This window comes from Pseudomonas sp. B16120 (genome assembly GCF_044218845.1).
GTDB classification, from domain to species: domain Bacteria; phylum Pseudomonadota; class Gammaproteobacteria; order Pseudomonadales; family Pseudomonadaceae; genus Aquipseudomonas; species Aquipseudomonas paracarnis.
Window position 1 is genome coordinate 708,885 of sequence record NZ_CP162588.1, and the last position, 26,503, is coordinate 735,387.

General features: G+C 60.7%; 22 protein-coding genes. 18 read left to right on the forward strand and 4 right to left on the reverse strand.

What is annotated here, in order from left to right:
* Window positions 1-213 precede the first annotated feature (213 nt).
* From rpsF to AB4P90_RS03615, 13 genes are all read left to right on the forward strand, one after another.
* A complete protein-coding gene (gene rpsF, locus AB4P90_RS03555; protein WP_003188075.1) occupies window positions 214-633 on the forward strand; it encodes a 30S ribosomal protein S6 in 420 nt (139 codons plus the stop codon).
* A gap of 29 nt (window positions 634-662) precedes the next feature.
* Window positions 663-893, forward strand: a complete 231-nt coding sequence (gene rpsR / locus AB4P90_RS03560) for a 30S ribosomal protein S18 (RefSeq protein ID WP_002551829.1) — start codon at window positions 663-665, stop codon at window positions 891-893.
* 36 nt (window positions 894-929) lie between these two features.
* On the forward strand, window positions 930-1,823 hold the full coding sequence (locus AB4P90_RS03565; RefSeq protein WP_014716675.1) for a hypothetical protein: 894 nt from the start codon (window positions 930-932) through the stop codon (window positions 1,821-1,823).
* Window positions 1,824-1,841: 18 nt separating this feature from the next.
* Window positions 1,842-2,288 (forward strand): 50S ribosomal protein L9, encoded by a 447-nt coding sequence (rplI, locus tag AB4P90_RS03570; protein WP_003171376.1) that lies wholly within the window; start codon window positions 1,842-1,844, stop codon window positions 2,286-2,288.
* 110 nt (window positions 2,289-2,398) lie between these two features.
* On the forward strand, window positions 2,399-3,796 hold the full coding sequence (dnaB, locus tag AB4P90_RS03575) for a replicative DNA helicase (protein WP_003188079.1): 1,398 nt from the start codon (window positions 2,399-2,401) through the stop codon (window positions 3,794-3,796).
* Window positions 3,797-3,980: 184 nt separating this feature from the next.
* On the forward strand, window positions 3,981-6,284 hold the full coding sequence (locus AB4P90_RS03580) for a YgiQ family radical SAM protein (protein ID WP_003188080.1): 2,304 nt from the start codon (window positions 3,981-3,983) through the stop codon (window positions 6,282-6,284).
* 202 nt (window positions 6,285-6,486) lie between these two features.
* A complete protein-coding gene (locus AB4P90_RS03585) occupies window positions 6,487-7,419 on the forward strand; it encodes a hypothetical protein (protein ID WP_019818300.1) in 933 nt (310 codons plus the stop codon).
* Entirely contained in the window at window positions 7,416-7,865 is a 450-nt protein-coding gene (locus tag AB4P90_RS03590) for a hypothetical protein (protein ID WP_014716677.1), read from the forward strand. Before AB4P90_RS03585 ends, AB4P90_RS03590 begins: the two co-directional genes overlap by 4 nt.
* 166 nt (window positions 7,866-8,031) lie before the next feature.
* Window positions 8,032-8,952: a hypothetical protein gene (locus AB4P90_RS03595; protein ID WP_014716678.1), complete on the forward strand. Its 921-nt coding sequence runs from the start codon at window positions 8,032-8,034 to the stop codon at window positions 8,950-8,952.
* Window positions 8,949-9,398: a hypothetical protein gene (locus tag AB4P90_RS03600; RefSeq protein ID WP_014716679.1), complete on the forward strand. Its 450-nt coding sequence runs from the start codon at window positions 8,949-8,951 to the stop codon at window positions 9,396-9,398. The genes AB4P90_RS03595 and AB4P90_RS03600 overlap by 4 nt, the downstream gene beginning before the upstream one ends.
* Before the next feature lie 187 nt (window positions 9,399-9,585).
* Window positions 9,586-12,876 (forward strand): DUF2126 domain-containing protein, encoded by a 3,291-nt coding sequence (locus AB4P90_RS03605; RefSeq protein ID WP_236465940.1) that lies wholly within the window; start codon window positions 9,586-9,588, stop codon window positions 12,874-12,876.
* Between the two features lie 158 nt (window positions 12,877-13,034).
* Window positions 13,035-15,521: a circularly permuted type 2 ATP-grasp protein gene (locus AB4P90_RS03610; protein WP_106111117.1), complete on the forward strand. Its 2,487-nt coding sequence runs from the start codon at window positions 13,035-13,037 to the stop codon at window positions 15,519-15,521.
* The gene (locus AB4P90_RS03615; protein ID WP_019818297.1) at window positions 15,521-16,411 is read left to right on the forward strand and encodes a transglutaminase family protein; all 891 of its coding nucleotides are present in this window, start codon (window positions 15,521-15,523) and stop codon (window positions 16,409-16,411) included. The genes AB4P90_RS03610 and AB4P90_RS03615 overlap by 1 nt, the downstream gene beginning before the upstream one ends.
* A gap of 131 nt (window positions 16,412-16,542) precedes the next feature.
* Here the strand turns inward: AB4P90_RS03615 and AB4P90_RS03620 are convergent, their stop codons facing one another.
* Window positions 16,543-16,725: a hypothetical protein gene (locus AB4P90_RS03620; RefSeq protein ID WP_038448658.1), complete on the reverse strand. Its 183-nt coding sequence runs from the start codon at window positions 16,723-16,725 to the stop codon at window positions 16,543-16,545.
* Between the two features lie 333 nt (window positions 16,726-17,058).
* Between AB4P90_RS03620 and azu the strand changes: the two genes are divergently transcribed.
* Entirely contained in the window at window positions 17,059-17,505 is a 447-nt protein-coding gene (azu, locus tag AB4P90_RS03625) for an azurin (protein ID WP_014716684.1), read from the forward strand.
* A gap of 136 nt (window positions 17,506-17,641) precedes the next feature.
* Here the strand turns inward: azu and nadE are convergent, their stop codons facing one another.
* The 3 genes from nadE to AB4P90_RS03640 form a co-directional block, all read right to left on the reverse strand.
* Window positions 17,642-18,469 (reverse strand): ammonia-dependent NAD(+) synthetase, encoded by an 828-nt coding sequence (nadE, locus tag AB4P90_RS03630; protein ID WP_014716685.1) that lies wholly within the window; start codon window positions 18,467-18,469, stop codon window positions 17,642-17,644.
* Between the two features lie 3 nt (window positions 18,470-18,472).
* A complete protein-coding gene (pncB, locus tag AB4P90_RS03635) occupies window positions 18,473-19,687 on the reverse strand; it encodes a nicotinate phosphoribosyltransferase (protein WP_003188094.1) in 1,215 nt (404 codons plus the stop codon).
* Between the two features lie 207 nt (window positions 19,688-19,894).
* Entirely contained in the window at window positions 19,895-20,785 is an 891-nt protein-coding gene (locus AB4P90_RS03640; RefSeq protein ID WP_014716686.1) for a LysR family transcriptional regulator, read from the reverse strand.
* 153 nt (window positions 20,786-20,938) lie between these two features.
* Here AB4P90_RS03640 and AB4P90_RS03645 point away from each other — a divergent pair, with 153 nt between their 5' ends.
* The 4 genes from AB4P90_RS03645 to AB4P90_RS03660 all read left to right on the forward strand — a co-directional run bounded on the left by AB4P90_RS03645 (window position 20,939) and on the right by AB4P90_RS03660 (window position 26,502).
* A complete protein-coding gene (locus AB4P90_RS03645; protein ID WP_003188096.1) occupies window positions 20,939-22,429 on the forward strand; it encodes an aldehyde dehydrogenase family protein in 1,491 nt (496 codons plus the stop codon).
* Between the two features lie 144 nt (window positions 22,430-22,573).
* Complete coding sequence (locus AB4P90_RS03650) at window positions 22,574-23,857, forward strand: FAD-binding oxidoreductase (protein ID WP_038448662.1); 1,284 nt, start codon at window positions 22,574-22,576, stop codon at window positions 23,855-23,857.
* Window positions 23,858-24,231: 374 nt separating this feature from the next.
* Window positions 24,232-25,368, forward strand: a complete 1,137-nt coding sequence (locus tag AB4P90_RS03655; protein WP_005784282.1) for a branched-chain amino acid ABC transporter substrate-binding protein — start codon at window positions 24,232-24,234, stop codon at window positions 25,366-25,368.
* 219 nt (window positions 25,369-25,587) lie between these two features.
* Complete coding sequence (locus AB4P90_RS03660) at window positions 25,588-26,502, forward strand: branched-chain amino acid ABC transporter permease (RefSeq protein WP_003188099.1); 915 nt, start codon at window positions 25,588-25,590, stop codon at window positions 26,500-26,502.
* Window position 26,503 lies beyond the last annotated feature (1 nt).

Sequence of the window (26,503 nt, forward strand, 5' to 3'; positions counted from 1 at the left end):
AAGCCCGCTCCCACATTGGTTCTGTGGTGTTTATTCAGGATTGTTCAAATAATCACCAATTGCCTTGCGCCGCTTCTCCCCCTTCTCTACAATTGCGCCCCTTGCCTTCCTGGCAGGCACCGATGTGCCTCCCCTGCGGCAAGATCCATAAGTGTCATTCACTCCTTGTCTGACCGTTTTTGAGCGGCAGGCTACAACCCGTAAGGAGCATTCATGCGTCATTACGAAATCATCTTTTTGGTCCACCCGGATCAAAGCGAGCAAGTCGGCGGCATGGTTGAGCGTTACACCAAGCTGATCGAAGAAGACGGCGGCAAAATCCACCGTCTGGAAGATTGGGGCCGTCGTCAACTGGCCTACGCAATCAACAATGTTCACAAGGCTCACTACGTGATGCTGAACGTTGAGTGCACTGGCAAGGCCCTGGCCGAGCTGGAAGACAACTTCCGCTACAACGATGCAGTGATCCGTAACCTGGTCATCCGTCGCGAAGAAGCCGTTACCGGCCAATCCGAGATGCTCAAGGCTGAAGAAAACCGCAGTGAGCGCCGTGAGCGTCGCGATCGTCCTGAGCACGAAGGCGCTGAAAGCGCTGAAGGCGAAGAGAACGACAGCGATAACGCTGACGAGTAATCCACGGACCTTATTAAGGAGCCTATCAAATGGCACGTTTCTTCCGTCGTCGTAAATTCTGCCGCTTCACCGCTGAAGACGTGAAAGAGATCGATTACAAAGATCTCAACACTCTGAAAGCCTACGTATCCGAGACCGGCAAAATCGTTCCAAGCCGTATCACCGGTACCAAAGCACGTTATCAGCGTCAGCTGGCCACCGCTATCAAGCGCGCCCGCTTCCTGGCCCTGCTGGCCTACACCGACAGCCACGGCCGCTGAGACCGGGCAGTCGACAAGTAGTAAGGGATTGAATGCATGCGCGCCTTAGCTGAGTTCATCATGCGCGGTCGCGTGCAGGCCACTCTGGTAGTGGCTGGATGTGCGGCATTGCCGTTGCTTTATTGGTTGGGTGCTGCCGCAGGTTGCCTTGTGCTGCTGCGGCGCGGTTTGAAGGACGCCCTTGGCGTTCTTGCCCTGGGTTTGTTGCCGGCCTTGATCTGGTGGCTGCAAATGGGTGATCCACGGGTACTTCTGGTACTGCTGGGGTCATCGAGCCTTGCGTTGGTTTTGCGCGCAAGTGAGTCCTGGGTCCGTACGCTGCTGGTCAGCGTGGCATTGGGGTTGGTGTACTCAGTGATGCTTGGCGCGGCTTTCCGCCCGCAAATCGAGGCGCTGGCGCAGGAGATCGTCAAGATCCTGCCGTTGGCCCTCGGGGATCTCTACCAGCATTTGTCGGTAGATGAGCGAGCGCGGTTTGCGTCACTGATTGCCCCGGTCCTGACTGGCCTGATTGCGGCTTTGTTGCAGGTCGTCAGCGTGCTGAGCCTGATTCTTGGGCGTTATTGGCAGGCGTTGTTGTACAACCCGGGTGGTTTTGGTCGCGAGTTTCGCAGTATCAGAATCCCAGCGGGGCCGGCGATGTTGCTGCTGGCGTGCATGGTTGTCGGGCCGAACTTCGGCCCACAGATGGCCTTGCTGGCGCCGATTTGCAGCGTACCGCTGGTGTTTGCCGGGCTGGCCCTGATTCATGGGCTGGTTGCGCGAAAGCGCCTGGCCAGGTTCTGGCTGGTGGGGTTGTACGTCACGCTGTTGCTGTTCATGCAGTTGATCTATCCGTTACTCGTGGTCTTGGCCATTGTTGACAGCCTGATTGATTTTCGCGGTCGTCTGGCGTCGAAAGACGCCGATAACGCGAACGGTGAAGGTTAAAAGTTAGAGGATTTTCACATGCAACTGATCCTTCTGGAAAAAGTCGCCAACCTGGGCAACCTGGGCGACAAAGTGAACGTTAAGGCCGGCTACGGTCGTAACTACCTGCTGCCATACGGCAAAGCCACCGCTGCAACCGCTGCCAACCTGGCTGCGTTTGAAGAGCGTCGTGCTGAGCTGGAAAAAGCCGCAGCAGACAAAAAAGCGTCGGCCGAAACTCGCGCTGCCCAACTGGCTGAGCTGGAAGTGACTATCACTGCCACCGCTGGTGACGAAGGCAAGCTGTTCGGTTCGATCGGCACCCACGACATCGCTGATGCACTGACCGCCTCCGGCGTTGAAGTGCAGAAGAGCGAAGTTCGTCTGCCGAACGGCACCATCCGCAACGTAGGCGAATTCGACGTAGCCGTGCACCTGCACGCCGAAGTTGAAGCCACCGTACGCGTTGTCGTGGTAGCAGCTTAAGTCGCACCTAACTGACTGGCACCTCGCGTGCCAGCCGGTTAACATCGGGCACGATCCTGTTTACAGGTCGTGCCTTTTGTTTTTCTACACACCCCAAATTCCAAGTGGCCATGAACGAAATCTCCGCTCCTGAGCAATACGATCTGCAAACCGCTGCCCTGAAGGTGCCGCCGCATTCCATCGAGGCCGAACAGGCCGTGCTCGGTGGCTTGATGCTGGACAACAACGCCTGGGAACGCGTGCTGGATCAAGTCTCGGACGGTGACTTCTATCGCCATGACCACCGCCTGATCTTCCGCGCCATCGCCAAGCTGGCCGACCAGAACTCACCGATCGACGTGGTAACCCTGGCCGAGCAGTTGGACAAGGAAGGCCAGACCTCCCAAGTGGGTGGCCTGGGCTACCTCGGTGAGTTGGCAAAAAACACGCCGTCCGTCGCCAACATCAAGGCCTATGCCCAGATCGTCCGCGAGCGGGCCACGCTGCGCCAGTTGATCGGCATCAGCACTGAAATCGCCGACAGCGCCTTCAACCCCGAAGGCCGCACTGCTGCCGAGATCCTTGACGAAGCCGAGCGGCAGATCTTCCAGATTGCAGAAGCACGGCCCAAGACCGGCGGCCCGGTCAGCGTCAACGACCTGTTGACCAAAGCCATCGACCGCATCGACACCCTGTTCAACACCGACGCGGCTATTACCGGTATTTCCACCGGCTACACCGACCTCGACGAAAAGACCAGCGGTCTGCAGCCGTCCGACTTGATCATCGTCGCCGGCCGTCCGTCGATGGGTAAGACCACCTTTGCGATGAACCTGGTGGAAAACGCCGTTCTGCGCAGCGACAAGGCGGTGCTGGTGTACTCCCTCGAGATGCCAGGTGAATCGCTGATCATGCGTATGCTCTCGTCTCTTGGCCGTATCGACCAGACCAAGGTGCGTTCCGGTCAACTTGAGGATGACGACTGGCCGCGCCTGACCTCGGCGGTCAACCTGCTCAACGACCGCAAGCTGTTTATCGATGACACCGCCGGTATCAGCCCGTCCGAAATGCGCGCGCGTACCCGGCGCCTGGTGCGTGAGCATGGCGACATCGCCCTGATCATGATCGACTACCTGCAGTTGATGCAGATCCCCGGTTCCAGTGGTGACAACCGTACCAACGAGATTTCTGAAATCTCTCGTTCCTTGAAGGCGCTGGCCAAGGAATTCAACTGCCCGGTGGTGGCGTTGTCCCAGCTCAACCGTTCCCTGGAACAACGTCCCAACAAGCGTCCGGTGAACTCCGACTTGCGGGAATCCGGAGCGATCGAGCAGGACGCCGACGTGATCATGTTCGTGTACCGCGACGAGGTGTACCACCCCGAGACGGAACACAAGGGCATTGCCGAAATCATCATCGGCAAACAGCGGAACGGCCCGATCGGGTTTATCCGGTTGGCGTTCATCGGCAAGTACACGCGTTTCGAGAACCTGGCGCCGGGTAGCTACAACTTCGACGACGACGAGTAGTTTCAAGCACCTGTAAGGGCCTCATCGCAGGCAAGCCAGCTCCCACATGTGGAATGCGCTCTCCTGTGGGAGCTGGCTTGCCTGCGATGGGGTCACCACAATTCCGACTACTACCGTCGGAATTGGTCAAAATTTGTGCTATATTCCGCGCCCGCGATTTTTCATCTTCACACCGGTCACCGTCATGCAAACAGCCAAGCCGTTATTTGACTATCCCAAGTACTGGGCCGAATGTTTCGGTCCTGCGCCATTCCTGCCGATGAGCAGGGAGGAGATGGATCAGCTTGGCTGGGATTCGTGCGACATCATCATCGTCACCGGTGATGCCTATGTTGACCACCCATCGTTCGGCATGGCGATCATCGGCCGGCTGCTGGAGTCCCAGGGCTTTCGCGTCGGGATCATTGCGCAGCCGAACTGGCAGTCCAAAGACGACTTCATGAAGCTCGGCGAGCCGAACCTGTTCTTCGGCGTCGCGGCCGGCAACATGGACTCGATGATCAACCGCTACACCGCCGACAAGAAAATCCGCTCCGACGACGCCTACACCCCCGGCGGCATGGCTGGCAAACGCCCCGACCGTGCAAGCCTGGTGTACAGCCAGCGTTGCAAGGAAGCCTACAAGAATGTACCGATCGTACTCGGCGGCATCGAAGCTTCCCTGCGCCGCATCGCCCACTACGACTACTGGCAAGACCGCGTGCGCAACTCGATCCTGATCGACGCCACCGCCGATATCCTGCTGTACGGCAACGCCGAGCGGGCCATCGTCGAAGTTGCCCAGCGCTTGTCGTGGGGCCACAAGATCGAAGACATCACCGATGTGCGCGGTACTGCGTTCATTCGCCGTGACACGCCGGCGGGCTGGTACGAAGTGGACTCCACGCGCATCGACCGTCCGGGCAAGATCGACAAGATCATCAACCCGTATGTGAATACCCAAGACACCCAGGCCTGCGCCATCGAGCAGGAAAAAGGTCCAGTCGACGATCCGGAAGAAGCCAAGGTTGTGCAGATCCTCGCCAGCCCGCGTATGACCCGTGACAAGACCGTGATCCGCCTGCCATCGGTGGAAAAGGTCCGCGGCGACGCGGTGCTCTATGCCCACGCCAACCGCGTGTTGCACCTGGAAACCAACCCAGGCAACGCCCGTGCCTTGGTGCAGAAACACGGAGAAGTGGACGTGTGGTTCAACCCGCCGCCCATTCCCATGACTACCGAAGAAATGGACTACGTGTTCGGTATGCCTTACGCCCGCGTGCCGCACCCGGCATACGGCAAGGAAAAGATTCCGGCCTACGACATGATCCGTTTCTCGGTGAACATCATGCGTGGCTGCTTCGGCGGCTGCACCTTCTGCTCGATCACCGAGCACGAAGGCCGCATCATCCAGAACCGTTCCGAAGAGTCGATCATTCGCGAAATCGAAGAGATCCGCGACAAAGTGCCGGGCTTCACCGGCGTGATCTCCGACCTCGGCGGCCCGACGGCGAACATGTACCGCATCGCCTGCAAAAGCCCGGAAATCGAATCCGCGTGCCGCAAGCCATCGTGCGTGTTCCCTGGCATCTGCCCGAACCTGAACACCGACCACTCGTCGTTGATCCAGCTGTACCGCAGTGCCCGTGCGTTGCCGGGTGTGAAGAAGATCCTGATCGCTTCCGGCCTGCGCTACGACCTGGCCGTCGAGTCGCCGGAATACGTCAAAGAGCTGGTCACCCACCACGTCGGTGGCTACCTCAAGATCGCCCCGGAACATACCGAGGAAGGTCCGCTCAACCAGATGATGAAGCCGGGCATTGGCAGCTATGACAAGTTCAAGCGCATGTTCGAGAAGTACACCAAGGAAGCGGGCAAGGAGCAGTACCTGATCCCGTACTTCATCGCCGCCCACCCCGGCACCACCGATGAAGACATGATGAACCTGGCCCTGTGGCTCAAGGGCAATGGCTTCCGTGCCGACCAGGTGCAGGCGTTCTACCCGTCGCCGATGGCCACCGCCACCGCGATGTACCACTCGGGCAAAAACCCGCTGCGCAAGGTCACCTACAAGAGCGACGCGGTGACCATCGTCAAGAGCGAGGAGCAGCGCCGCCTGCACAAGGCGTTCCTGCGTTACCACGACCCGAAGGGCTGGCCAATGCTGCGTGAAGCATTGACCCGCATGGGCCGTGCCGACCTGATCGGGTCGGGCAAGGACCAACTGATCCCGCTGCACCAGCCGTCCACCGACAGCTACCAGAGCGCCCGGCGCAAGAACTCGACGCCGGCCGGCAGCCATAAGGTCGCCAAGGAAACCACCACCAAGATCCTCACCCAGCACACCGGCCTGCCACCCCGTGGCAGCGACGGCAGCAACCCGTGGGACAAGCGCGAGCAAGCCAAGGCTGCGGCCCAGGCGCGCAATAAGCAGGCGGCCAAAGAGCGCAGCGATGCGGCCAAGGGCAAGGGCGGCAAGCCTACGCGCAAGCCGGTTGTGCCGCGTTGATCGACGCCTGAAATGCAAAACGCCAGCCTCGTGCTGGCGTTTTGCTTTCTGGTCGGTGGTGAGTCTGTTTGGTAAGGTGGCGCCCATTAGATTGCTATCGCAGGCAAGCCAGCTCCCACACTTGGAATGCATTCCCCTGTGGGAGCTGGCTTGCCTGCGATGAGGCCGGTCTGGGCACTCTCGATTTCAAGGAAGAACACTTATGGGCAACCCCTTGCTCAACATCGGCATGGACTCCAACCGCTCCCAATTCATGGCGCGCCAGCGCATTGAGAGCCAGATCAACCTGCCGCGGCTGTTCGCCGTCATTGACGCCGACCCCAGCATCGTCGGCGCTGGCGTGGTGTACATCGACGCCGACTTCAACGTGATCACCCTGCGCGAATTCAAGCCCATCTGCAGCATCAAACCCAAGCGCGTCATTTTGCGCGAGGCGCAGAAGTACATCTCGCCGGCGCAGTTCGTCGAGCAGGTGAAGACCGACCCCCGTGAAGGGCGACTCCAGAAGGAGGCCTTTGATATGGGGCTTTCCTGTGGGGCGGCGGTGATCGGTTGGATCGTGGTGTTCAGTGGCAGCGTCGCCGTACCCTTCACCGCCGGCGCCAGTGCTTTTGTGGTGGGTATTGGTGTCACAGCGGCGCTGGCCAGCAGTGCTCAGTGCGGGTTTGGCGTGGCCCGTACCTATAACGAGATCCTTGACCCGCAAGCCAACGACCGCATGGACGACGCCCAGTGGTATGGCGCGGTGTCACCGATTCTCGATGCCGCGTCGTTGGTCGGGATCGGAACGGGAGCCTTCACCACATTAAGGCTACTCAAGGCCAAAAAAGCCGCTGCGTTGGGCAAGAGCTGGTATGAATTGCTCAAGGGCTTGAATCGCCAGGAGCGCAAGAAGTTGACCCAGGAATTGCTCAGTCTCAAAGACCCAAGCCTGACCCCCAAGTTGCTCAAGTTGCAGCAGCGCGCCGGCACGTTGCCCAAGCGCTACAGCTCCACGGAAATTCGTCATGCCACGCTCACCCAGCTCAAGGACGCCTTGGGCGGCATGTTGGGTATCTGGGGCAGCTATCGAACCGGTCACGTTGGCTCGGCATCGACGCTTGCCATTGGCCTGTATGAGGAACTGACGGAATGAAGGGGTTTCCCGATAGGCGCAGTTTCCTTGCGCGTTATTTTCCGGTGTTCATGGGCACCATCTTCATGGCGATTTTCTCTGGTTCGGTGGCTGTCTCCACGGCGGGCGTGACCTATTTGCGCGGTGTTGAGCCGGCGCTCAAGGCCAACTACTCCGGGGCTGCAATCCTGGTGCTGGTGGCAGTGTTGGTGTTTGGCAATGTGATGATTGCACGCGGGTATCCCTGGGCGACCCGGCTGGTGGCGGGCTACCTGGTGTGTTGCCTGCTGTTCGTGTTGCCGATGATTCAATACGGCCTCAATACCCTGGTGTACGGCTCGGCGGTGCTGTTTCCGCTGCTGGGCTTGCTGCTGCTCAACAGTAAGCGCCATCGTGAAATGCGCCAGCGGTTACTCGAAATACGTCACCTGCGTCGGGCGGTGATTGCGCAACGCAAGGCCCGTTGATTAGGTAGGTTTATTGGCGGTAGGTGGCCTGTTTGTTAGGGTGGCGCCCATCAGATTGCTATCGCAGGCAAGCCAGCTCCCACAGGGGAATGCATTTCAAGTGTGGGAGCTGGCTTGCCTGCGATGAGGCCGGTCTGGGCACTTTCAATGTCAAGGAAGAACACTTATGGGCAACTCCTTGTTCAACATCGGCATGGATTCCAACCGCTCTCAATTTATGGCGCGCCAGCGCATCGAGAGCCTGATCAATCTGCCACGGCTGTTTGCGGCCATCGATGCTGACCCCGGCGTTGTCGGTGCTGGCGTGGTGTATATCGATGCCGATTTTAATATCGTCACTCTGCGCGAATTCAAGCCCATCTGCAGCATCAAGCCAAAGCGTGTCATCCTGCGCGAGGCGCAGAAATACATCGCGCCGACACAATTCGCTGATCACGTAGTAAACAATCCACGGGAATCCAGGCTGATCGGCGAGGCCGTAAATACCGGAATCTCTTGCCTGGGTGCTGTCATCAGTTGGGCTGCGATTGCCAGCGGTACTATTCTGGTTCCTTTCAGTGCCGGCGCGAGCTCAGTCATTGTGGTGGTGGGGTACGCGGCCGCAGGCGCGAGTTCGCTCCAGTGCTTCAATGGCATTGCCCGAACGACCCTTGAGGTGGCCAAGCCTGAGGTAAACGATTGGCTCGACAGTGAAGGCTGGTACCAGAATGCATCCATTGTGCTGGACGCGGCATCGTTGGCCGGTGTGGGCGCTTCAGCCCTGACGACGGTCAAGCTGGTCAAGGTCGCTAAGGCATCGACGGGCAAGAGCCTGCGGGAAGTGCTACGCGGCTTGAACCGTCAGGAGAGGGCCAAGCTGACCAAGGAACTACTGAGCATCAATGATCCCAGCCTGACCTCGAAGATGCTCAAGCTCAGGCAGGCATCGGGTGAGCTCTCCAAGCGTTTCACCCCGACGCAACTCAAGCAAAGCACCAGTACTCAGATCAAAGATATCCTGGGAGCGACCGTCGGGTTCGGAGGCAGCGCCTACTCTGGGAACGTCAATACCATTGCGATAGGCTTGTACGAGGAAATAAACGAATGAGTGAGCTGATGACGCTGCGCGACTTCTTCAGGCGTCACTTCTTGACGTTTCTGGGCGGCGTATTTGCTGCGTACTTTTCGCTGGCACTTGCAGTGGCGCTGGCTTTCGTTACCTATTTTCGTGATGCGTCCCTTGCTCAAGTCGGGCTCAAGATCCTGGTCGCAGGTGCATTGCTTATCTTGTTGACGGTCCATAGCAACTTTATGATCCTGCGGGGCAAACCTTCATGGGCATGGGTGATGGTCGCCATCTACGCTGCCTGTCTGTTGTTTGTGCTCCCCATGATTCAGTACAACCCACACAGGGTTCTCTATAGCCTGTCGCTGATTTTCCCGCTGTTCGGCCTGCTGGTGCTCAACAGCAGCGGGCAGCGAGAGATGCGGGCAAAACTTGTGCAAATCCGTCAACTGCGCCAAGCCCTGAATACCAGGCGTACTACGCCTTAACTGGGTAGATTCACCACCTGCACTCAGCCCGGCGCTACAAATGTGTGCAGCGCCTGCACCATAGCCGCAACGTTGGCGCTGTTTTGGTGCTGTACTGCACCGGGCCTGACGTTTTAGTGCAATGACTGCTGCTGTGGCATAAGTCTTGCGCGCGTTGTGCTTATGCCCTGGCTCGCAGGAGGCCGCCGTGTCGATTCATGTCGCGTTGCACCACGTTACGCATTACCGCTACGACCGTGCAGTTGAACTCGGCCCGCAGATCGTGCGGCTACGCCCGGCGGCCCATAGCCGTACGCGGATACTGTCCTACGCGTTGAAGGTGTTGCCCGAGCAGCATTTCATCAACTGGCAGCAAGACCCCCAGGGCAATTACCTGGCGCGCCTGGTGTTCCCGGAAAAGACTGACGAGTTGCGCATTGAAGTCGACCTGGTCGCCGAGATGGCGGTGTTCAATCCGTTCGATTTTTTCCTCGAGCCCTACGCCGAAAATATCCCGTTCAGCTACGCCGCCGATGAGCAGCGCGAGCTGGCGCCGTATCTGGAAACCTTGCCGCTGACGCCAAGGTTGGCTGCGTACCTGGCCGGTATCGACCGCACGCCGCTGCCTGCTGTGGATTTCCTGGTCGGCCTCAACCAGCGCCTGGCCGCCGATATCGGTTACCTGATTCGCATGGAACCGGGCGTGCAAACTCCGGAATTTACCCTGGAAAACGCATCCGGCTCTTGCCGCGACTCGGCCTGGTTGTTGGTGCAATTGCTGCGCAACCTCGGATTGGCGGCGCGATTTGTCTCTGGTTATCTGATTCAACTGACCGCCGACGTCAAAGCCCTCGACGGCCCGTCCGGTACCGAGGTGGACTTCACCGACCTGCACGCCTGGTGCGAAGTGTATTTGCCCGGCGCTGGCTGGATTGGCCTGGATGCCACGTCCGGGTTGTTCGCCGGTGAAGGGCATATCCCGTTGGCCTGTAGCCCCGATCCATCGTCCGCCGCGCCCATCAGCGGGTTGGTGGAGCCGTGCGAATGCGAGTTCACCCATGAGATGTCGGTGGAGCGCATCTGGGAAGCGCCACGGGTGACCAAGCCCTACACCGAAGAACAATGGTTGGCGATCCAGGCCCTGGGCCGGCAGATCGACGGCGACCTGCTCAAGGACGACGTACGCCTGACCATGGGCGGCGAGCCGACCTTCGTCTCTATCGACGACCCAGACGGCGCCGAATGGAACACCGCAGCCCTGGGCCCGGACAAGCGTCGCCTGTCCGCCGAGCTGTTCCAGCGCCTGCGCCAGCACTATGCGCCCAAGGGCCTGGTGCATTTCGGCCAAGGCAAGTGGTATCCCGGGGAGCAATTGCCACGTTGGTCGCTCAACTGCTATTGGCGCCGCGATGGCGTGCCGATCTGGCACAACAGCGCGCTGATCGCCGATGAACAGCAGGACTACGGTGCTGATGGGGTGATGGCCGGGCGTTTCCTGGCCAGCGTCGCCGAACGCCTGAAACTGCCGGCGCGCTTTGTGTTCCCGGCGTTCGAAGACAATTTCTACTACCTGTGGCGCGAAGGGGCGCTGCCCCAGAACGTCACTGCCCAAGACCCGCGCCTGAGCGACGACCTGGAGCGTGAACGCCTGCGCAAAGTCTTCAGCCAGGGCCTGGATAAAGTCATCGGCCAAGTGCTGCCGCTGGCACGGACTGCGGCCAATGACCGCTGGCAGAGTGGTCGTTGGTACCTGCGCGACAACCATTGCCGCCTGGTGCCGGGGGATTCGCCGCTGGGCTATCGTCTGCCGCTCGCTTCGCAGCCCTGGGTGACTGCGGCGGAGTATCCGTTTGTGCATCCGACCGACCCTAACCAGGATCAGCCGGAGCTGCCGACCAGCGCCCAGTTGCAAAACCATGGCGAGCCCGCGCCGGGTGATGAGCGTGTGCCCAAGGTCGACGAGTCCGCCGACTGGCTGACCCGTACCGCGCTGTGCGCCGAAGCACGGGGAGGGCGCCTCTACCTGTTTATGCCGCCGCTGGAGCGCGTCGAGGATTACCTGGAGCTGGTGGCTGCCATTGAGGCCACCGCCGAAGAGCTGCATTGCCCGGTACTGCTGGAAGGCTACGAGCCGCCAGCGGATATGCGCCTGAGCAATTTCCGCGTCACGCCAGATCCCGGTGTCATTGAGGTCAACGTACAGCCATCCGCCACCTGGGACGAGTTGGTGGAACGCACCGAATTCCTCTACGAAGAGGCACGGCAAACCCGCCTGACCACCGAGAAGTTCATGATCGACGGGCGCCATACCGGCACCGGTGGCGGTAACCACTTCGTGCTCGGCGGCGCGACGCCCAAGGACTCGCCCTTCCTTCGCCGCCCGGACCTGCTACGCAGCCTGATCAGCTACTGGCATAACCACCCGTCGTTGTCCTATTTGTTCTCCGGCCTGTTTATCGGCCCCACCTCCCAGGCGCCCAGGGTAGACGAGGCGCGCAACGATGCGCTGTATGAACTGGAAATCGCCTTCGCGCAGATGCCGGCACCGGGCGAGGAGTGCCCGCCGTGGTTAGTGGATCGCCTGTTGCGCAACCTGCTGATCGACGTGACGGGCAATACCCATCGCGCCGAATTCTGTATCGACAAACTCTACTCACCCGACGGCGCCACGGGCCGACTGGGCCTGCTGGAACTGCGCGCCTTTGAAATGCCGCCCCATGCGCGCATGAGCCTGACCCAGCAGTTGTTGCTGCGAGCGCTGGTCGCGCGGTTCTGGCGCGAGCCCTATGCGCCGCCGAAGCTGGCGCGCTGGGGCACTGAACTGCATGACCGTTTCCTGTTGCCGCACTTTATCGAGCAGGACTTTGCCGACGTGATCGTCGAGCTGAACGCGGCTGGTTACCCGCTGCGAGCCGAATGGTTCGCGGCGCATCTGGAGTTCCGTTTCCCCAAGGTGGGCGACTACGCCGTCAGCGGTATCGAACTGGAACTGCGCCAGGCCTTGGAGCCTTGGCATGTGCTGGGCGAGGAGGGCGCGGTGGGGGGCACGGTGCGCTATGTGGATTCGTCCCTGGAGCGCCTGCAAGTGAAGTTGAGCGGGTTGCCACCGCAACGCTACCTGCTGACCTGCAATGGCGTGCCGGTGCCGCTGCAACCGACCGGCCGCGTCGGTGAGTTCGTGGCGGGGGTGCGTTACCGCGCCTGGCAACCGGCCAACTGCCTGCAACCGACCATCCCCGTGCATGCGCCGCTGGTATTTGACCTGCTCGACACCTGGATGCAGCGTTCGTTGGGCGGCTGCCAATACCATGTGGCGCACCCGGGCGGGCGCAATTACGACAGCCTGCCGGTGAATGCCAATGAGGCGGAGAGCCGGCGCATGGCGCGGTTTTTCCGCTTGGGGCATAGCCCGGGCAAGCTTGTGGTGCCGACTGTAACGGTAAACGATGAGTTGCCAATGACCCTGGATTTGCGGCGTTTCACAAAAAATAAGGAATGAACATGATCCAAGTGTGGGAGCTGGCTTGCCTGCGATAGCGGTGGTTCAGTCGATAGTTCTGGTGACTGACACACCGCTATCGCAGGCAAGCCAGCTCCCACATTGGATCGTAGTGAATTTGAGTTAACCTGACTTCCCTTGCCTCTGCCGAGCGTTCCATGTCCGACTTGCTCGACCGCTACCCGCTCACCGCGGGCACCTATCACGAACTGCTGGACGCCAGCGGCGCGGTGCGTGCCCATTGGCGGCGCTTGTTCGATCACCTGCAACGCAGCACGCCCGCACAACTGGCCCAGCGCCAGGCGTTGCTGACGCGCCAGATCCAGGAAAACGGCGTGACCTACAACGTCTACGCCGACCCCAAGGGCGCCGACCGCCCCTGGGAGCTGGACCTGTTGCCCCATGTGCTGGCGGCCGAGGAGTGGCAGCAACTGTCGGCCGGCATCGCCCAGCGTGCGCGCCTGCTCAATGCGGTACTGGCCGACCTGTATGGCCCGCAGCGCCTGATCAAGGAAGGCTTGCTGCCGGCCGAACTGGTGTTCGGGCATAACAATTTTCTGTGGCCGTGCCAGGGCATCCATCCGCCCGACGGTGCGTTCCTGCATCTGTACGCGGTCGACCTGGCGCGCACGCCGGACGGCCGCTGGTGGGTCACCGCCGACCGTACCCAAGCCCCATCGGGCGCCGGCTACGCCCTGGAAAACCGCACCATCGTGTCCCGCGCTTTCCCGGACCTGTACCGGGATATGCAGGTGCAGCACCTCACCGGTTTCTTTCGCACGCTGCAGGAGACCCTGGCGCGCCAGGCCCCTGGCGATGACCAGCCGCCACTGATCGTGTTGCTCACGCCGGGGCGTTTCAACGAAAGCTATTTCGAACACCTGTACCTGGCGCGCCAGCTCGGCTACCCCTTGGTAGAGGGCGGCGACCTCACCGTGCGTGACAGCACTGTGTTCCTGAAAACGCTCAGCGGCCTGCGCCGGGTGCACGCGATCATGCGTCGCCTCGACGATGATTTCTGCGACCCGCTGGAACTGCGCACTGACTCGGCGCTCGGCGTGCCGGGCCTGCTCGACGCCGTGCGTCAGGGCAACGTGCTGGTGGCCAATGCCTTGGGCAGTGGCGTGCTGGAGTCCCCGGGGTTGCTGGGCTTTTTGCCCAAGATCAACGAATTTTTGTTCGGTGAAACCTTGATCCTGCCGTCGATTGCCACCTGGTGGTGCGGCGAAGCGCCGGTGCTTGCCGAAGCCCTGGAAAAACTCCCGGAACTGCTGATCAAGCCGGCATTTCCCTCACAAAGTTTCGCCCCGGTGTTTGGTCGCGACCTTGACGACGAACAGCGCCAGGCCCTGGCCGAACGCATGCGTGCGCGGCCCTATGCCTATGTCGCCCAAGAGCTGGCGCAACTGTCTCAGGCGCCCGTATGGCACACCGTGGATGACCACCTGCAACACCGTGCCATTGGTATGCGTGTCTACGCCGTGGCCAGTGAAGACGGTTATCGGGTACTGCCTGGCGGCCTGACTCGCGTGGCGGCCGACGCCGATGCCGAGGTGGTGTCGATGCAGCGCGGCGGGGCGAGCAAGGACACCTGGGTACTCGGTGAACGCGTGCCGGGTGGCGAGCAATGGCGCGCCCAACGCACCATTGGCGCCTATGACCTGGTGCGCCGCGATCCCTATTTGCCCTCGCGCGTGGTGGAAAACCTGTTCTGGTTCGGTCGTTACTGCGAGCGCTGCGACGACAGTGCGCGCTGGCTGCGTATCGTACTGGCGCGGTATGTCGATGGCGACGATCCGCTGGCGTTGCAGGCCGCCGTCGAACTCGGCGAAAGCCTGCGCCTGTTGCCGGAGGAGGGCGAGCTGCCGGAGCGCCTGCTCGCCGCCTTGCTGGGTGATGACTGGCCTTCAAGCCTGCGCGCCAATTTGCAGCGCTTGCAGTGGGCGGCGTCCCAGGTGCGCGGCAAGTTGTCCCGGGAAAACTGGCAGGCCCTGGTGGAGCTGCAACGCGAAGCCATGGAACTGGAAAGCGACACTGCAGACTTTGGCGAGCTGCTCGACTTTCTCAACCGCCTGGTGATGTCCCTGGCGGCACTGTCCGGGTTTGCCCTGGACGACATGACCCGCGATGAGGGCTGGCGCTTCTTGATGATGGGCCGGCGTATCGAGCGTCTGCAGTTTCTGAGCAGCAGCCTAGCGGCGTTCCTGCGTGGCGTGGCCGTGTTCGATCAGGCCGGGCTGGAATGGTTGCTGGAGCTGGGCAACAGCAGCATCACCTACCGCTCGCGCTACCTGGCGGTGCCGCAGTTGATCCCGGTGCTCGACTTGCTGCTGCTCGACGAGCAGAACCCCCATGCGGTGCTGTTCCAGCTCAAGTTGGTGAGCCGCACCCTGCGCCGTCTCAATGATGATTTTGGCGTGCCCCGTGAAACCGGGCTGGCGCCGTTGGTCGAGCGCCTGGCGCGTTTTGACCTGGGCTGCCTGGAGGACGGCCTGTTTGGCGAAACCAGCGTGCGTGCCGCGCTGGACGGCCTGGCCGACTTGCTGCAAGCGGTGGCCGATGAAAGCGGGCAGGTGTCGGATCGCCTGGCGCTGCGCCATTTTGCCCACGTGGATGATGTCAGCCAGCAAACGGTGTCGGTGTAATGAGCGCGCGCTATCAGATTTTCCACGATACCCATTACCACTATGACAGCCCGGTGTCCCTGGCCCAGCAACTGGCGCACCTGTGGCCAAGGCCGTGCGCCTGGCAGAAGTGCACCTGGCAGCAGTTGGATATTAGCCCGGAACCCACCTCGCGCCGCGACGAACTGGACGTATTCGGCAACCCGATCACTCGCCTGGCGTTCGAACGGCCCCATGATGAATTGCTGGTGAACGCCGGACTCACTGTAGAAGTGCTTTCGCGACCCGCTCTGGACTTCCAGCGGTCGCCGCCCTGGGACCACACCCGCGACAGCCTGACCTACAGCAGCCAGGCCTTGAGCGCCGAGCTGATCGAAGCCTGCCGCTATCGCTTCGAGTCGCCCTATGTCCATCTGAAGAAAACCTTCGTCGAGTTCTCCGAAAGCTGCTTCCCGCCCGGCGAGCCTTTACTGCTGGGCACGCAGGCATTGATGGAGAAGATCTTCAGCGAATTTACCTTCGATGCCGAAGCCACCCAGGTCGCCACGCCACTGGTTGAAGTGCTGGAGCGCCGTCGCGGCGTGTGCCAGGACTTCGCTCACCTGATGCTTGCCTGCCTGCGTTCCCGTGGCCTGGCGGCGCGCTATATCAGCGGCTACCTGCTCACCCAGCCACCGCCCGGCCAGCCACGGCTGATTGGCGCGGATGCTTCCCATGCGTGGGTTTCGGTGTTTTGCCCGGTATCAGGCTGGGTGGATTTTGACCCGACCAACAATGTGCAGCCGGCGCTGGAGCACATCACCCTGGCCTGGGGCCGGGACTTTTCTGATGTGTCGCCATTGCGGGGGGTGATTCTGGGGGGAGGCAGCCACGACCCGGAGGTGCGGGTGACGGTGATGCCGCTGGAATGAAAAACGATCATTCCCACGCTCTGCGTGGGAATGCCTGCTGTGACGCTCTGCGTCACCCTTGCGCTGGCTTCAAGCCTGGTGCGGGACGCGGAGCGTCCGGGGCTGCATTCCCACGCGGAGCGTGGGAACGATCATTCAGCTGGGTCTTTCAGGGTTTCGGTCTCGTCAGTTGCCGCTTCACCTTCGGCATCCGGGGTCAGCGCGCCGGCTTCTTCCTCTGCAGCGGCTTTCTTGCGTTGCAGCTTTTCCTCTTTCTTCTGTTCCTTGGCCAAGTCTCTCTGACGTTTGGCGAAGGAGTAATTAGGTTTGGCCATGGGCGATCCTCTAGGGTCGAAGGTGAGGGTGGGCGGCGCGCAGCTGCCTCGGGTCGTCATGGTAGCAGCTTCAGGGGGCCCTTTGCTTTCACTTACCGCAGGCGTAGGCAGCCAGAAGGCCGTTGAACAGGTGATTGGGGTGCATGGCATGAACTCCCGTGAGTGATGGGCCGATCATAATCAGGGTGCGGCAGTTTGGCTGGTTGATTGTGTTGATGAAGCTGATAGCCTAAAGTTGTATACAATCTGTTGATTCAGATCATAAGAACTCAAGCCTGATTGAGGCACCCTTACCGCAATCCGCGTTTTTAAAACCCTGCCTTGGAGATTCACATGTTTGCCAAACTCGTTGCTGTTTCCCTGCTGACTCTGGCGAGCGGCCAGTTGCTTGCTGCAGAGTGCAAGGTCACTGTCGACTCCACCGACCAAATGTCGTTCAACACCAAAGCGATTGAAATCGACAAGAGCTGCAAGCAGTTCACCGTTGAGCTGACTCACTCGGGTAACCTGCCCAAGAACGTGATGGGCCATAACTGGGTGCTGACTACCGAAGCCAATATGCAACCGGTGGCAACCGACGGCATGGCTGCGGGGATCGACAAGGATTACCTGAAAGCCGGTGATGAGCGCATCATCGCCCACACCAAAATCATCGGTGCCGGCGAGAAAGATTCGGTGACCTTCGACGTCTCCAAGCTGAAGGCCGATGAGAAATACAGCTTCTTCTGCTCGTTCCCAGGCCACATCTCGATGATGAAAGGTGCTGTGGTTCTGAAGTAAGACCGCGTTATCGTTCATCGCAGGCAAGCCAGCTCCCACATTCGACCGCATTCCCATGTTGGAATCCGGTCAAGTGTGGGAGCTGGCTTGCCTGCGATGGCGATGTGACAATCAATGCAAAACGATCAGGTTCACCTCAAGGTGCAAACGGCATCACCCGCTTGTGCTCAGTCTTGCGATAGGTCTCGCAGATAATCCTGAACGCCTCCTCACGCACCGGCTCACCCTGCAGGAACGCATCAATCTCGGCATAGGTCACGCCATGTGACGCCTCGTCCGGCTTGCCCGGCGAAAGGTCTTCCAGGTCGGCGGTCGGTACCTTCTCCACCAGCGATTCCGGCGCGCCAAAGTGACGGGCAATGGCCCGCACCTGATGCTTCACCAGCCCGCTCAACGGTGCCAGATCGCACGCGCCATCACCGAACTTGGTGTAGAAGCCCATCACCGCTTCCGCCGCATGGTCGGTGCCGATCACCAGCCCACCGGCCGCGCCGGCGATGGTGTACTGCGCCACCATACGCATGCGCGCCTTGGTGTTGCCCAGCACGAAGTCACGGGACGCCGCGGCCTTGCCTTCAAAGGCGGCCACTTCATTGGCCAGGGCTTTAACCGCCGGGCCGATGTTCACGGTGTGACGTTCATCCGGCTCGATAAAGTCCACCGAGGCCTGGGCGTCGTGCTCGTCGAACTGGGTTTCGTAGGGCAGGCGCACGGCGATAAAGCGGTACGCCTCATCGCCGGTGCTGGCGCGCAGTTCCTGCACCGCACGTTGGGCCAACAGGCCTGCGGTCAGGGAGTCGACACCACCACTGATGCCGAGCACCAGGGTCTTGAGCCCGGAATTGCGCAGGCAGTCCTGGATAAAGGCCACGCGCCGGGCAACCTCGGCTTCGAGTGCGGCCTGGTCCTTGAACGGGGCTTGCACCTTGAGCTGTTGTGCAATCTCACGCTGTACGGCTTGCATGATTCACTCCTTGCTGGATAGGGCAGGTACTTTGAAAACGTGACGCAAATAGGCGACAAAATTCGGGTCGGTGCAATGGGTCTTGCCCGCTTCATCGGAAATTTTTGCGACGGGCTGGCCATTGCAGGCGGTCATTTTAAGCACGATGCTCATCGGTTCCACCCCTGGAATATCACAGGTCAGGTTGGTGCCGATGCCAAAGCTCACATTAATGCGACCGCGCAACGCCCGGAATATTTCCAAGGCTTTGGGCAATGTCAGACTGTCGGAGAACACCAGGGTCTTGCTCATCGGTTCGATGCCCAGCTTGTGGTAGTGAGCGATGGCTTTTTCTGCCCACTGGATCGGATCACCGGAGTCATGGCGCAGGCCATCGAACAGCTTGGCGAAGTACAAGTCGAAGTCGCCCAGGAACGCGTCGGTGGTGATGCAATCGGTGAGGGCGATACCCAACAGGCCACGGTACTCGCGCACCCAGCAATCAAGGGCGGCGATCTGGCTGTCGATCAGGCGCGGGCCGAGTTGCTGGTGGGCCATGATCCACTCGTGGGCCATGGTGCCCAGCGGCTTCATATCGAATTCGCGCGCCAGGTGCACGTTGCTGGTGCCGACAAAACGGCCAGGGAAATCGTGCTTGAGCACGCTGACCACTTCCTCTTGCACCCGGTAGGAAAAACGCCGGCGCGTGCCGAAGTCTGCCACTTGCAGCTCCGACAGCTCATCGCTGCTGGCGTTGGCGGTCAACCAGTCGAACTTGCGATACAGCTGCTCGCGGGCCTGCTCGAGGATCACGGTCTGGTAGCGGTAGCGGTTACGCACCTCGCTGACGATGGCCAGCATTGGCACTTCAAACAGGATCACATGCAGCCACGGTCCGCGCAGGCGGATAAACAACTCGCCGTTCTCGATGCCGGTTTGCACATACCGCAGGTTGAAGCGAAACAGCCCGAGGAAACGCAGAAAATCCGGCTTCATAAAGCTGATGCGTTCCAGGAACCCCAGTTGATCGGGGCTCAGGCTCAGCTCGGCGAGGCGCTCGATCTGGTAACGAATCTCCGCCAGGTAAGGGCGCAGGTCTTCACTGTTACGGCAACGAAACTCCCATTCAACTTCCACGTTCGGGTAGTTGTGCAGCACCGCCTGCATCATGGTCAGCTTGTAGAAGTCGGTGTCGAGCAGGTTCTGCACGATGCGATCGGCAAACACACTCTCGCTCATAACGGGAATCTCCAGACGGGTCGGCGGTGGAGGCCGGCCTTTACGCACAATTGAGGAAGGGGGTTAGTGGCGCATAGACTTGTGGGGTTTTGCCAGTGATTTTTTCAGTAAGGCCACTGGCGCCATCGCAGGCAAGCCAGCTCCCACATTTGAAGTGCATTCCAAACGGTGGGAGCAGGCTTGCCTGCGATGGCGATTCTCCAGGCGCTAAAGCACCTGCTCCATCATCCACTTCACAAACTCGCGCACCTTGGGCACCTCTGCCGAATGCTCAGGATACGCCAGGTAGTAAGCATCCTGGCTCGGCATCGCATGTTGCCAGGGGATCACCAACTTGCCCTCGGCCAATTCCTCCTCCACCAGAAAGCGCGGCAATAACGCCACGCCGCATCCCACCTGCGCCGCACGGATACACATATAAAACGTGTCGAACCGCGGGCCATGGTAGCTGTGCTCGGTATGGAAGCCCTGGCTGGCGAACCAGTCATGCCAGCCCTGGGGCCGCGAGGCGTTTTGCAGTAGCACCAGGTCGCTCAGTTGCGTGGGGTCGGTGAAAGGCTGGGCGGGCAGGCTGTCGGGCGAACACACCGGTACCAGCTCTTCACTGAACAGTTTCAGGCTCTCGGTGCCGGGACGTGCGCCCTGGCCGAAATAGAACGCCATGTCGGCCTTGCCTTGCAGTAACTCGTCCGGGTCCTGTTCGTTGCACAGGTCCAGGTGGATCTGCGGGTGGCGCAAACGCCAGCCTTTGAGGCGCGGCACCAGCCAGCGTGCTCCGAAGGTGTAGGGCGTGGACACGCGCAGCACTTCTGTTTCGCCCCCGTAGGAGCGCAGGTAGTGGGTGGACATTTCCACCTGGGTGAGGATCTTGCGCACCTCCACCAGGTACAGGTCGCCCGCCGGGGTCATCTGCAAGCGGCGGCGCACGCGGCGAAACAGCAGGTGTTGCAACAGTTCTTCCAACTGCGCTACTTGTTTGCTCACCGCGCTTTGGGTGAGGTTCAGTTCCTCGGCGGCGCGGGTGAAGCTCAGGTGGCGGGTGGCCGCTTCGAAACACTGCAGGGCGGTGATCGAGGGCAAATGTCTTTTGTTCAGCACGGCATGCCTCTTTTTATTCTTTGCATGAATAAAGGGAATGATATCTCGCCTAATCGTCGTTTGTTGGCAAGTCTTGGGCCAGCTACAAATAGGGCCAGGATCGCCGTGCGTATTGCGGCGCGAATTTTTGTCTGCAGATTGAAGGAGTGACCCATGGTTGCCGCATTGCTTGATCGTCTCGGGGTAAACCCGGCGCTGTACCAGGCTGGAAAACAACCCGTGCATTCACCGATTGATGGCAGCCGTATCGGCAGTGTGCACTGGGAAGGCGCCGCCGAGGTGGAGCAACAGGTCAGTCGCGCCGAGCATGCATTCGAGGCCTGGCGCAAGGTGCCGGCGCCGCGACGTGGCGAGCTGGTGCGCCAGTTCGGCGACGTATTGCGCGAGTACAAGGCCGACCTGGGCGAACTCGTTTCCTGGGAAGCGGGCAAGATTACCCAGGAAGGCTTGGGTGAAGTGCAGGAAATGATCGACATCTGCGACTTCGCCGTCGGCCTGTCGCGCCAGTTGTACGGCTTGACCATCGCCTCCGAGCGCCCAGGCCACCATATGCGTGAAACCTGGCACCCGCTGGGCGTGGTCGGCGTGATCAGCGCCTTCAACTTCCCGGTGGCTGTGTGGGCGTGGAACACTGCGCTGGCCTTGGTGTGCGGCAACGCGGTGATCTGGAAACCGTCGGAAAAGACCCCGCTCACTGCACTGGCCTGCCAGGCCTTGTTCGAGCGCGTACTGAAAAAATTCGACGGTGCCCCCGAGTACCTCAGCCAAGTGATCATCGGCGGCCGTGACGCCGGCGCTGCGCTGGTGGATGACCCGCGCGTCGCCCTGATCAGCGCCACCGGCAGCACGCGTATGGGCCGTGAAGTGGCACCCAAAGTCGCCGCACGTTTCGCCCGCAGCATCCTTGAACTGGGCGGCAACAACGCGATGATTCTCGGCCCGAGCGCCGACCTGGACATGGCCGTGCGCGCCATCCTCTTCAGCGCGGTGGGCACCGCCGGCCAACGCTGCACCACCCTGCGCCGGCTGATCGCCCATGAGTCGGTCAAGGAAGAAATCGTCACCCGCCTCAAGGCCGCCTATTCCAAAGTGCGCATCGGCCACCCACTGGAAGGCAACCTGATCGGCCCGCTGATCGACAAGCACAGTTTCGACAACATGCAGGACGCCCTTGAGCAAGCCTTGAGCGAAGGCGGCAAGGTGTTCGGCGGCAAGCGCCAACTGCAAGACACATTCCCCAACGCCTACTACGTATCGCCGGCCATCGTGGAAATGCCCGAGCAAAGCGACGTAGTGTGCAGCGAAACCTTCGCGCCGATTCTTTACGTGGTCGGCTACACCGACTTCGCCGAAGCCCTGCGCCTGAACAATGCCGTGCCACAAGGTTTGTCGTCCTGCATCTTCACTACCGACGTGCGTGAAGCCGAGCAGTTCATGTCGGCGGTGGGCAGTGACTGTGGCATTGCCAACGTCAACATCGGCCCGAGCGGCGCGGAGATCGGTGGCGCGTTCGGGGGGGAAAAAGAAACCGGCGGCGGGCGTGAATCGGGCTCGGATGCGTGGCGCGGGTATATGCGCCGGCAAACCAATACTGTGAACTACTCGCTGGAACTGCCGTTGGCACAAGGCATCACGTTCGACTGACCAGACTGATCGTTCCCACGCTCTGCGTGGGAACGCATTCTGTGACGCTCCGCGTCACGACAATGCGGACGCGGAGCGTCCAAGGCTACATTCCCACGCAGAGCGTGGGAACGAGCGGTGGTGAATTCATCCCGGAGTCTGGAAATGGCACTGCGCGAAACATGTTTATGGGAACACCTCACCCCAGGCCGTCCCGACCGAGCCGCGCTCAAGGGCGCGGTCAAGGTGGATGTGTGCGTGATCGGCGCCGGCATCACCGGTTTGTCGGCGGCCATTCATTTGCTGGAACAGGGTAAAAGCGTCGTCGTACTGGAAGCCCATCGCACCGGCCACGGTGGTTCGGGGCGCAACGTCGGGCTGGTCAACGCCGGCCTGTGGATTCCACCGGACGAGATCGAGGCCGGTTTCGGCACGGCGGTGGGCAGCCAGCTCAACCGCATGTTGGGTGCGGCGCCGTCCCTGGTGTTCAGCCTGATCGACAAGTACAACATCGACTGCCAATTGCGCCGTGAAGGCACCTTGCACATGGCGCACAACGCCCGTGGCGAGGCGGATTTGCGCAGCCGTGAGCAGCAGTGGAAACGCCGTGGCGCACCGGTTGAGTTACTCACCGGCCAGGCCTGCGAGCACGCCACCGGTACCCGGAAAATCGCCGCCGCGTTGCTGGATCGGCGCGCCGGCACCTTGAACCCCATGGGCTACACCACTGGGTTGGCAAATGCCGCCGCAGCGTTGGGCGGGCAGTTGTTTGACCATTCTCCGGTCACCCAGCTTGAACGCCAAGGCGCCGATTGGTCGGTGCAGACCGCCGAGGGTGCGGTGCAGGCCGCGCAGGTGGTGATCGCCTCCAACGCCTACACCGAAGGCGAATGGACTGAACTGCGGCGTAACTTCTTCCCCGGCTATTACTACCAGGTGGCGTCGGCGCCGCTGACCGATGACGCGGCCAAACAGATCCTCCCCGGCGGCCAGGGTTCGTGGGACACGCGCCAGGTCCTGAGCAGTATTCGCCGCGATGCCGACGGGCGCCTGTTGCTGGGCAGCCTGGGTAACGGCAACCAGAAGCCGGCGTGGTTCCTCAAGGCATGGGCCGATCGGGTGCAGCAACACTACTTCCCGTACCTCAAACCGGTGCAATGGGAATTCACCTGGACCGGCTGCATCGCGTTCACCCCCGACCACTTGATGCGCCTGTTCGAACCGGCCCCCGGCCTGGTGGCGGTTACCGGTTATAACGGGCGCGGGGTGACCACCGGCAGCGTAGTGGGCAAGGCGTTTGCCGACTACCTGTGTCACCAGGACCCCCAAGCCTTACCGATCCCTTTTGCCCCTATGCAACCTCTGGCCGCTGTGGGCCTGCGCAGTTGCCTGTATGAAGCCGGCTTCTCGCTCTATCACGCCGGGCAATGCCTGAGGATCGTGATCTGATCAGCGAAATACCCCTCAGAAGCCTGCGTTTTCTTAGCAGGCTACCCATCTGTATTGGTGCAAGTCGTAGCAATCACGCACTGTAAATGTGCAGTTCCGTTACGCACGTTGTTACAGCTGTAGGAACTGTCGTTTATGCCTGTGGTTGCAGGTGCGACCTACCAGGGTTGTACTTTTTTGCAGTGCTGGTTGCACCCGTAGACGCTAGACGGTTGCACGTCCTGGCAAAAGGCGTCGAAACGCCTGTAATAACAATGACACCGTGTCTTTTTGAAGAATAAAAAAGTAATGGCACGCGGCTTGCTCTGAGCTTTCAGTGAAAAGTTTGAATGCAAGTTGTCGTGCCAAAAATCAAAAATATCGGAGCACCACTCATGTCCCAGACGTTTTACAAGAAAGGTTTTCTGGCCCTCGCCGTTGCTGCGGCGCTGGGTGTTTCTACGTTTGTTCAAGCTGATGTGAAAATTGGTGTGGCGGGCCCGATGACGGGTGCCAACGCCGCTTTCGGTGAGCAGTACATGAAGGGTGCCCAGGCGGCAGCCGACGTTATCAACAAGGCCGGCGGCATCAACGGCGAGCAGATCAAGCTGGTGGCGGGCGATGACGCCTGCGAACCCAAGCAGGCCGTGGCCGTGGCCAACCGCCTGGCCGACCAGGACAAAGTGATCGGTGTGGTCGGGCACTTCTGCTCATCCAACACCATCCCGGCGTCTGAGGTTTACGACGAAGCGGGCATCATCGCCATCACCCCAGGCTCCACCAACCCACAAGTGACCGAACGCGGCCTGGGCGCCATGTTCCGTATGTGCGGGCGTGACGACCAGCAAGGCATCGTCGCCGGCGACTACATTGTCGACGTGCTCAAGGGCAAGAAAGTCGCGGTGATCAACGACAAAGACACCTACGGCAAAGGCCTGGCCGACGCCACCGCTGCGCAGTTGACCAAGCGCGGCGTCAAGCCGGTGCTGGAAGAGGGCCTGACCCGGGGCGAGAAAGACTTCAGCGCCCTGGTTACCAAGATCCGTTCCCTGGGCGCCGACGTCGTGTACTTCGGCGGCCTGCATCCGGAAGCCGGCCCACTGGTGCGCCAGATCCGCGAAGCGGGCCTCAAAGACGTCAAGTTCATGTCCGATGACGGCGTGGTCACCGACGAACTGGTAGCCACCGCCGGCGGCGCGCAGTACGTTGATGGTGTGTACATGACCTTCGGCGCCGACCCGCGCCTGCTGCCAGACAGCAAGACGGTCGTGGAAGAGTTCCGCAAGAACGGTACCGAGCCTGAAGGCTACACCCTGTACGCTTACGCCTCGATCCAGGCCCTGGCCGCCGGCTTCAACGGTGCCAAGTCCAACAAGGGCGAAGACGCTGCCAAGTGGCTCAAGGCCAACCCGGTTAAAACCGTCATGGGCGAAAAAGCCTGGGATGCCAAGGGCGACCTGAAAGTCTCTGACTACGTGGTTTACCAGTGGGACAAAGACGGCAAATACCATCAGTTGGAAAAGCAGAAGTAATAACGCGACGGCCTGAACACCTTGATCCCTGTGGGAGCCGGGCTTGCCCGCGATGACGGACTCAATGCCAACCCTGTGTTGAATGTGAAACCGCTATCGCAGGCAAGCCAGCTCCCACAGAGGGCCTGGTTGCCTGCTCTATTGCAACAAACCTGTCTTTTCCTCCAGAAGCGCCGCACACCCACCGGTGTGCAGGTGCTCACCGCGTGAGATTGCGTTATGGATGGTATTTTCCTGCAGCAACTGGTCAACGGCCTGACCCTCGGGTCGGTCTATGGCCTGATCGCCATCGGCTACACAATGGTCTATGGCATCATTGGCATGATCAACTTCGCCCACGGCGAGGTTTATATGATTTCCGCTTACCTCGCGGCGATCAGTCTGGCACTGCTGGCTTACTTCGGCATCGAATCCTTCCCGCTGCTCATTCTCGGTACTTTGATCTTCACCGTAGTCGTCACCGGCGTGTACGGTTGGGTGATTGAGCGTGTCGCCTACAAACCCCTGCGTAACTCCACCCGCCTGGCACCGCTGATCAGCGCCATCGGTATCTCGCTGATCCTGCAGAACTACGCGCAGATCGCCCAGGGCGCCAAGCAACAAGGCATTCCCACCCTGCTGGCCGGCGCCTGGCGCGTCGATATCGGCACCGGGTTCGTGCAACTGACCTACACCAAAGTGTTCATCCTCGTGGCGGCGTTCGCCGGCATGGCCTTGCTCACCTACATCATCAAATACACCAAGCTCGGCCGCATGTGCCGCGCCACCCAGCAAGACCGCAAGATGGCCTCGATCCTGGGCATCAACACCGACCGAGTGATCTCCTACGTGTTCGTCATCGGCGCAGCCATGGCTGCCCTGGCCGGCGTGCTGATCACCCTCAACTACGGCACCTTCGACTTCTATGCCGGCTTCATCATCGGCATCAAGGCGTTTACCGCGGCGGTCCTCGGCGGCATCGGCTCCCTGCCTGGGGCGATGCTGGGCGGGATCATCCTCGGTATCTCCGAGTCGCTGTTCTCGGGGTTGATCAACTCTGACTACAAAGACGTGTTCAGTTTCTCCCTGCTGGTGGTGATTCTGATTTTCCGTCCCCAGGGCCTGCTTGGTCGCCCACTTGTGGCGAAGGTGTAAA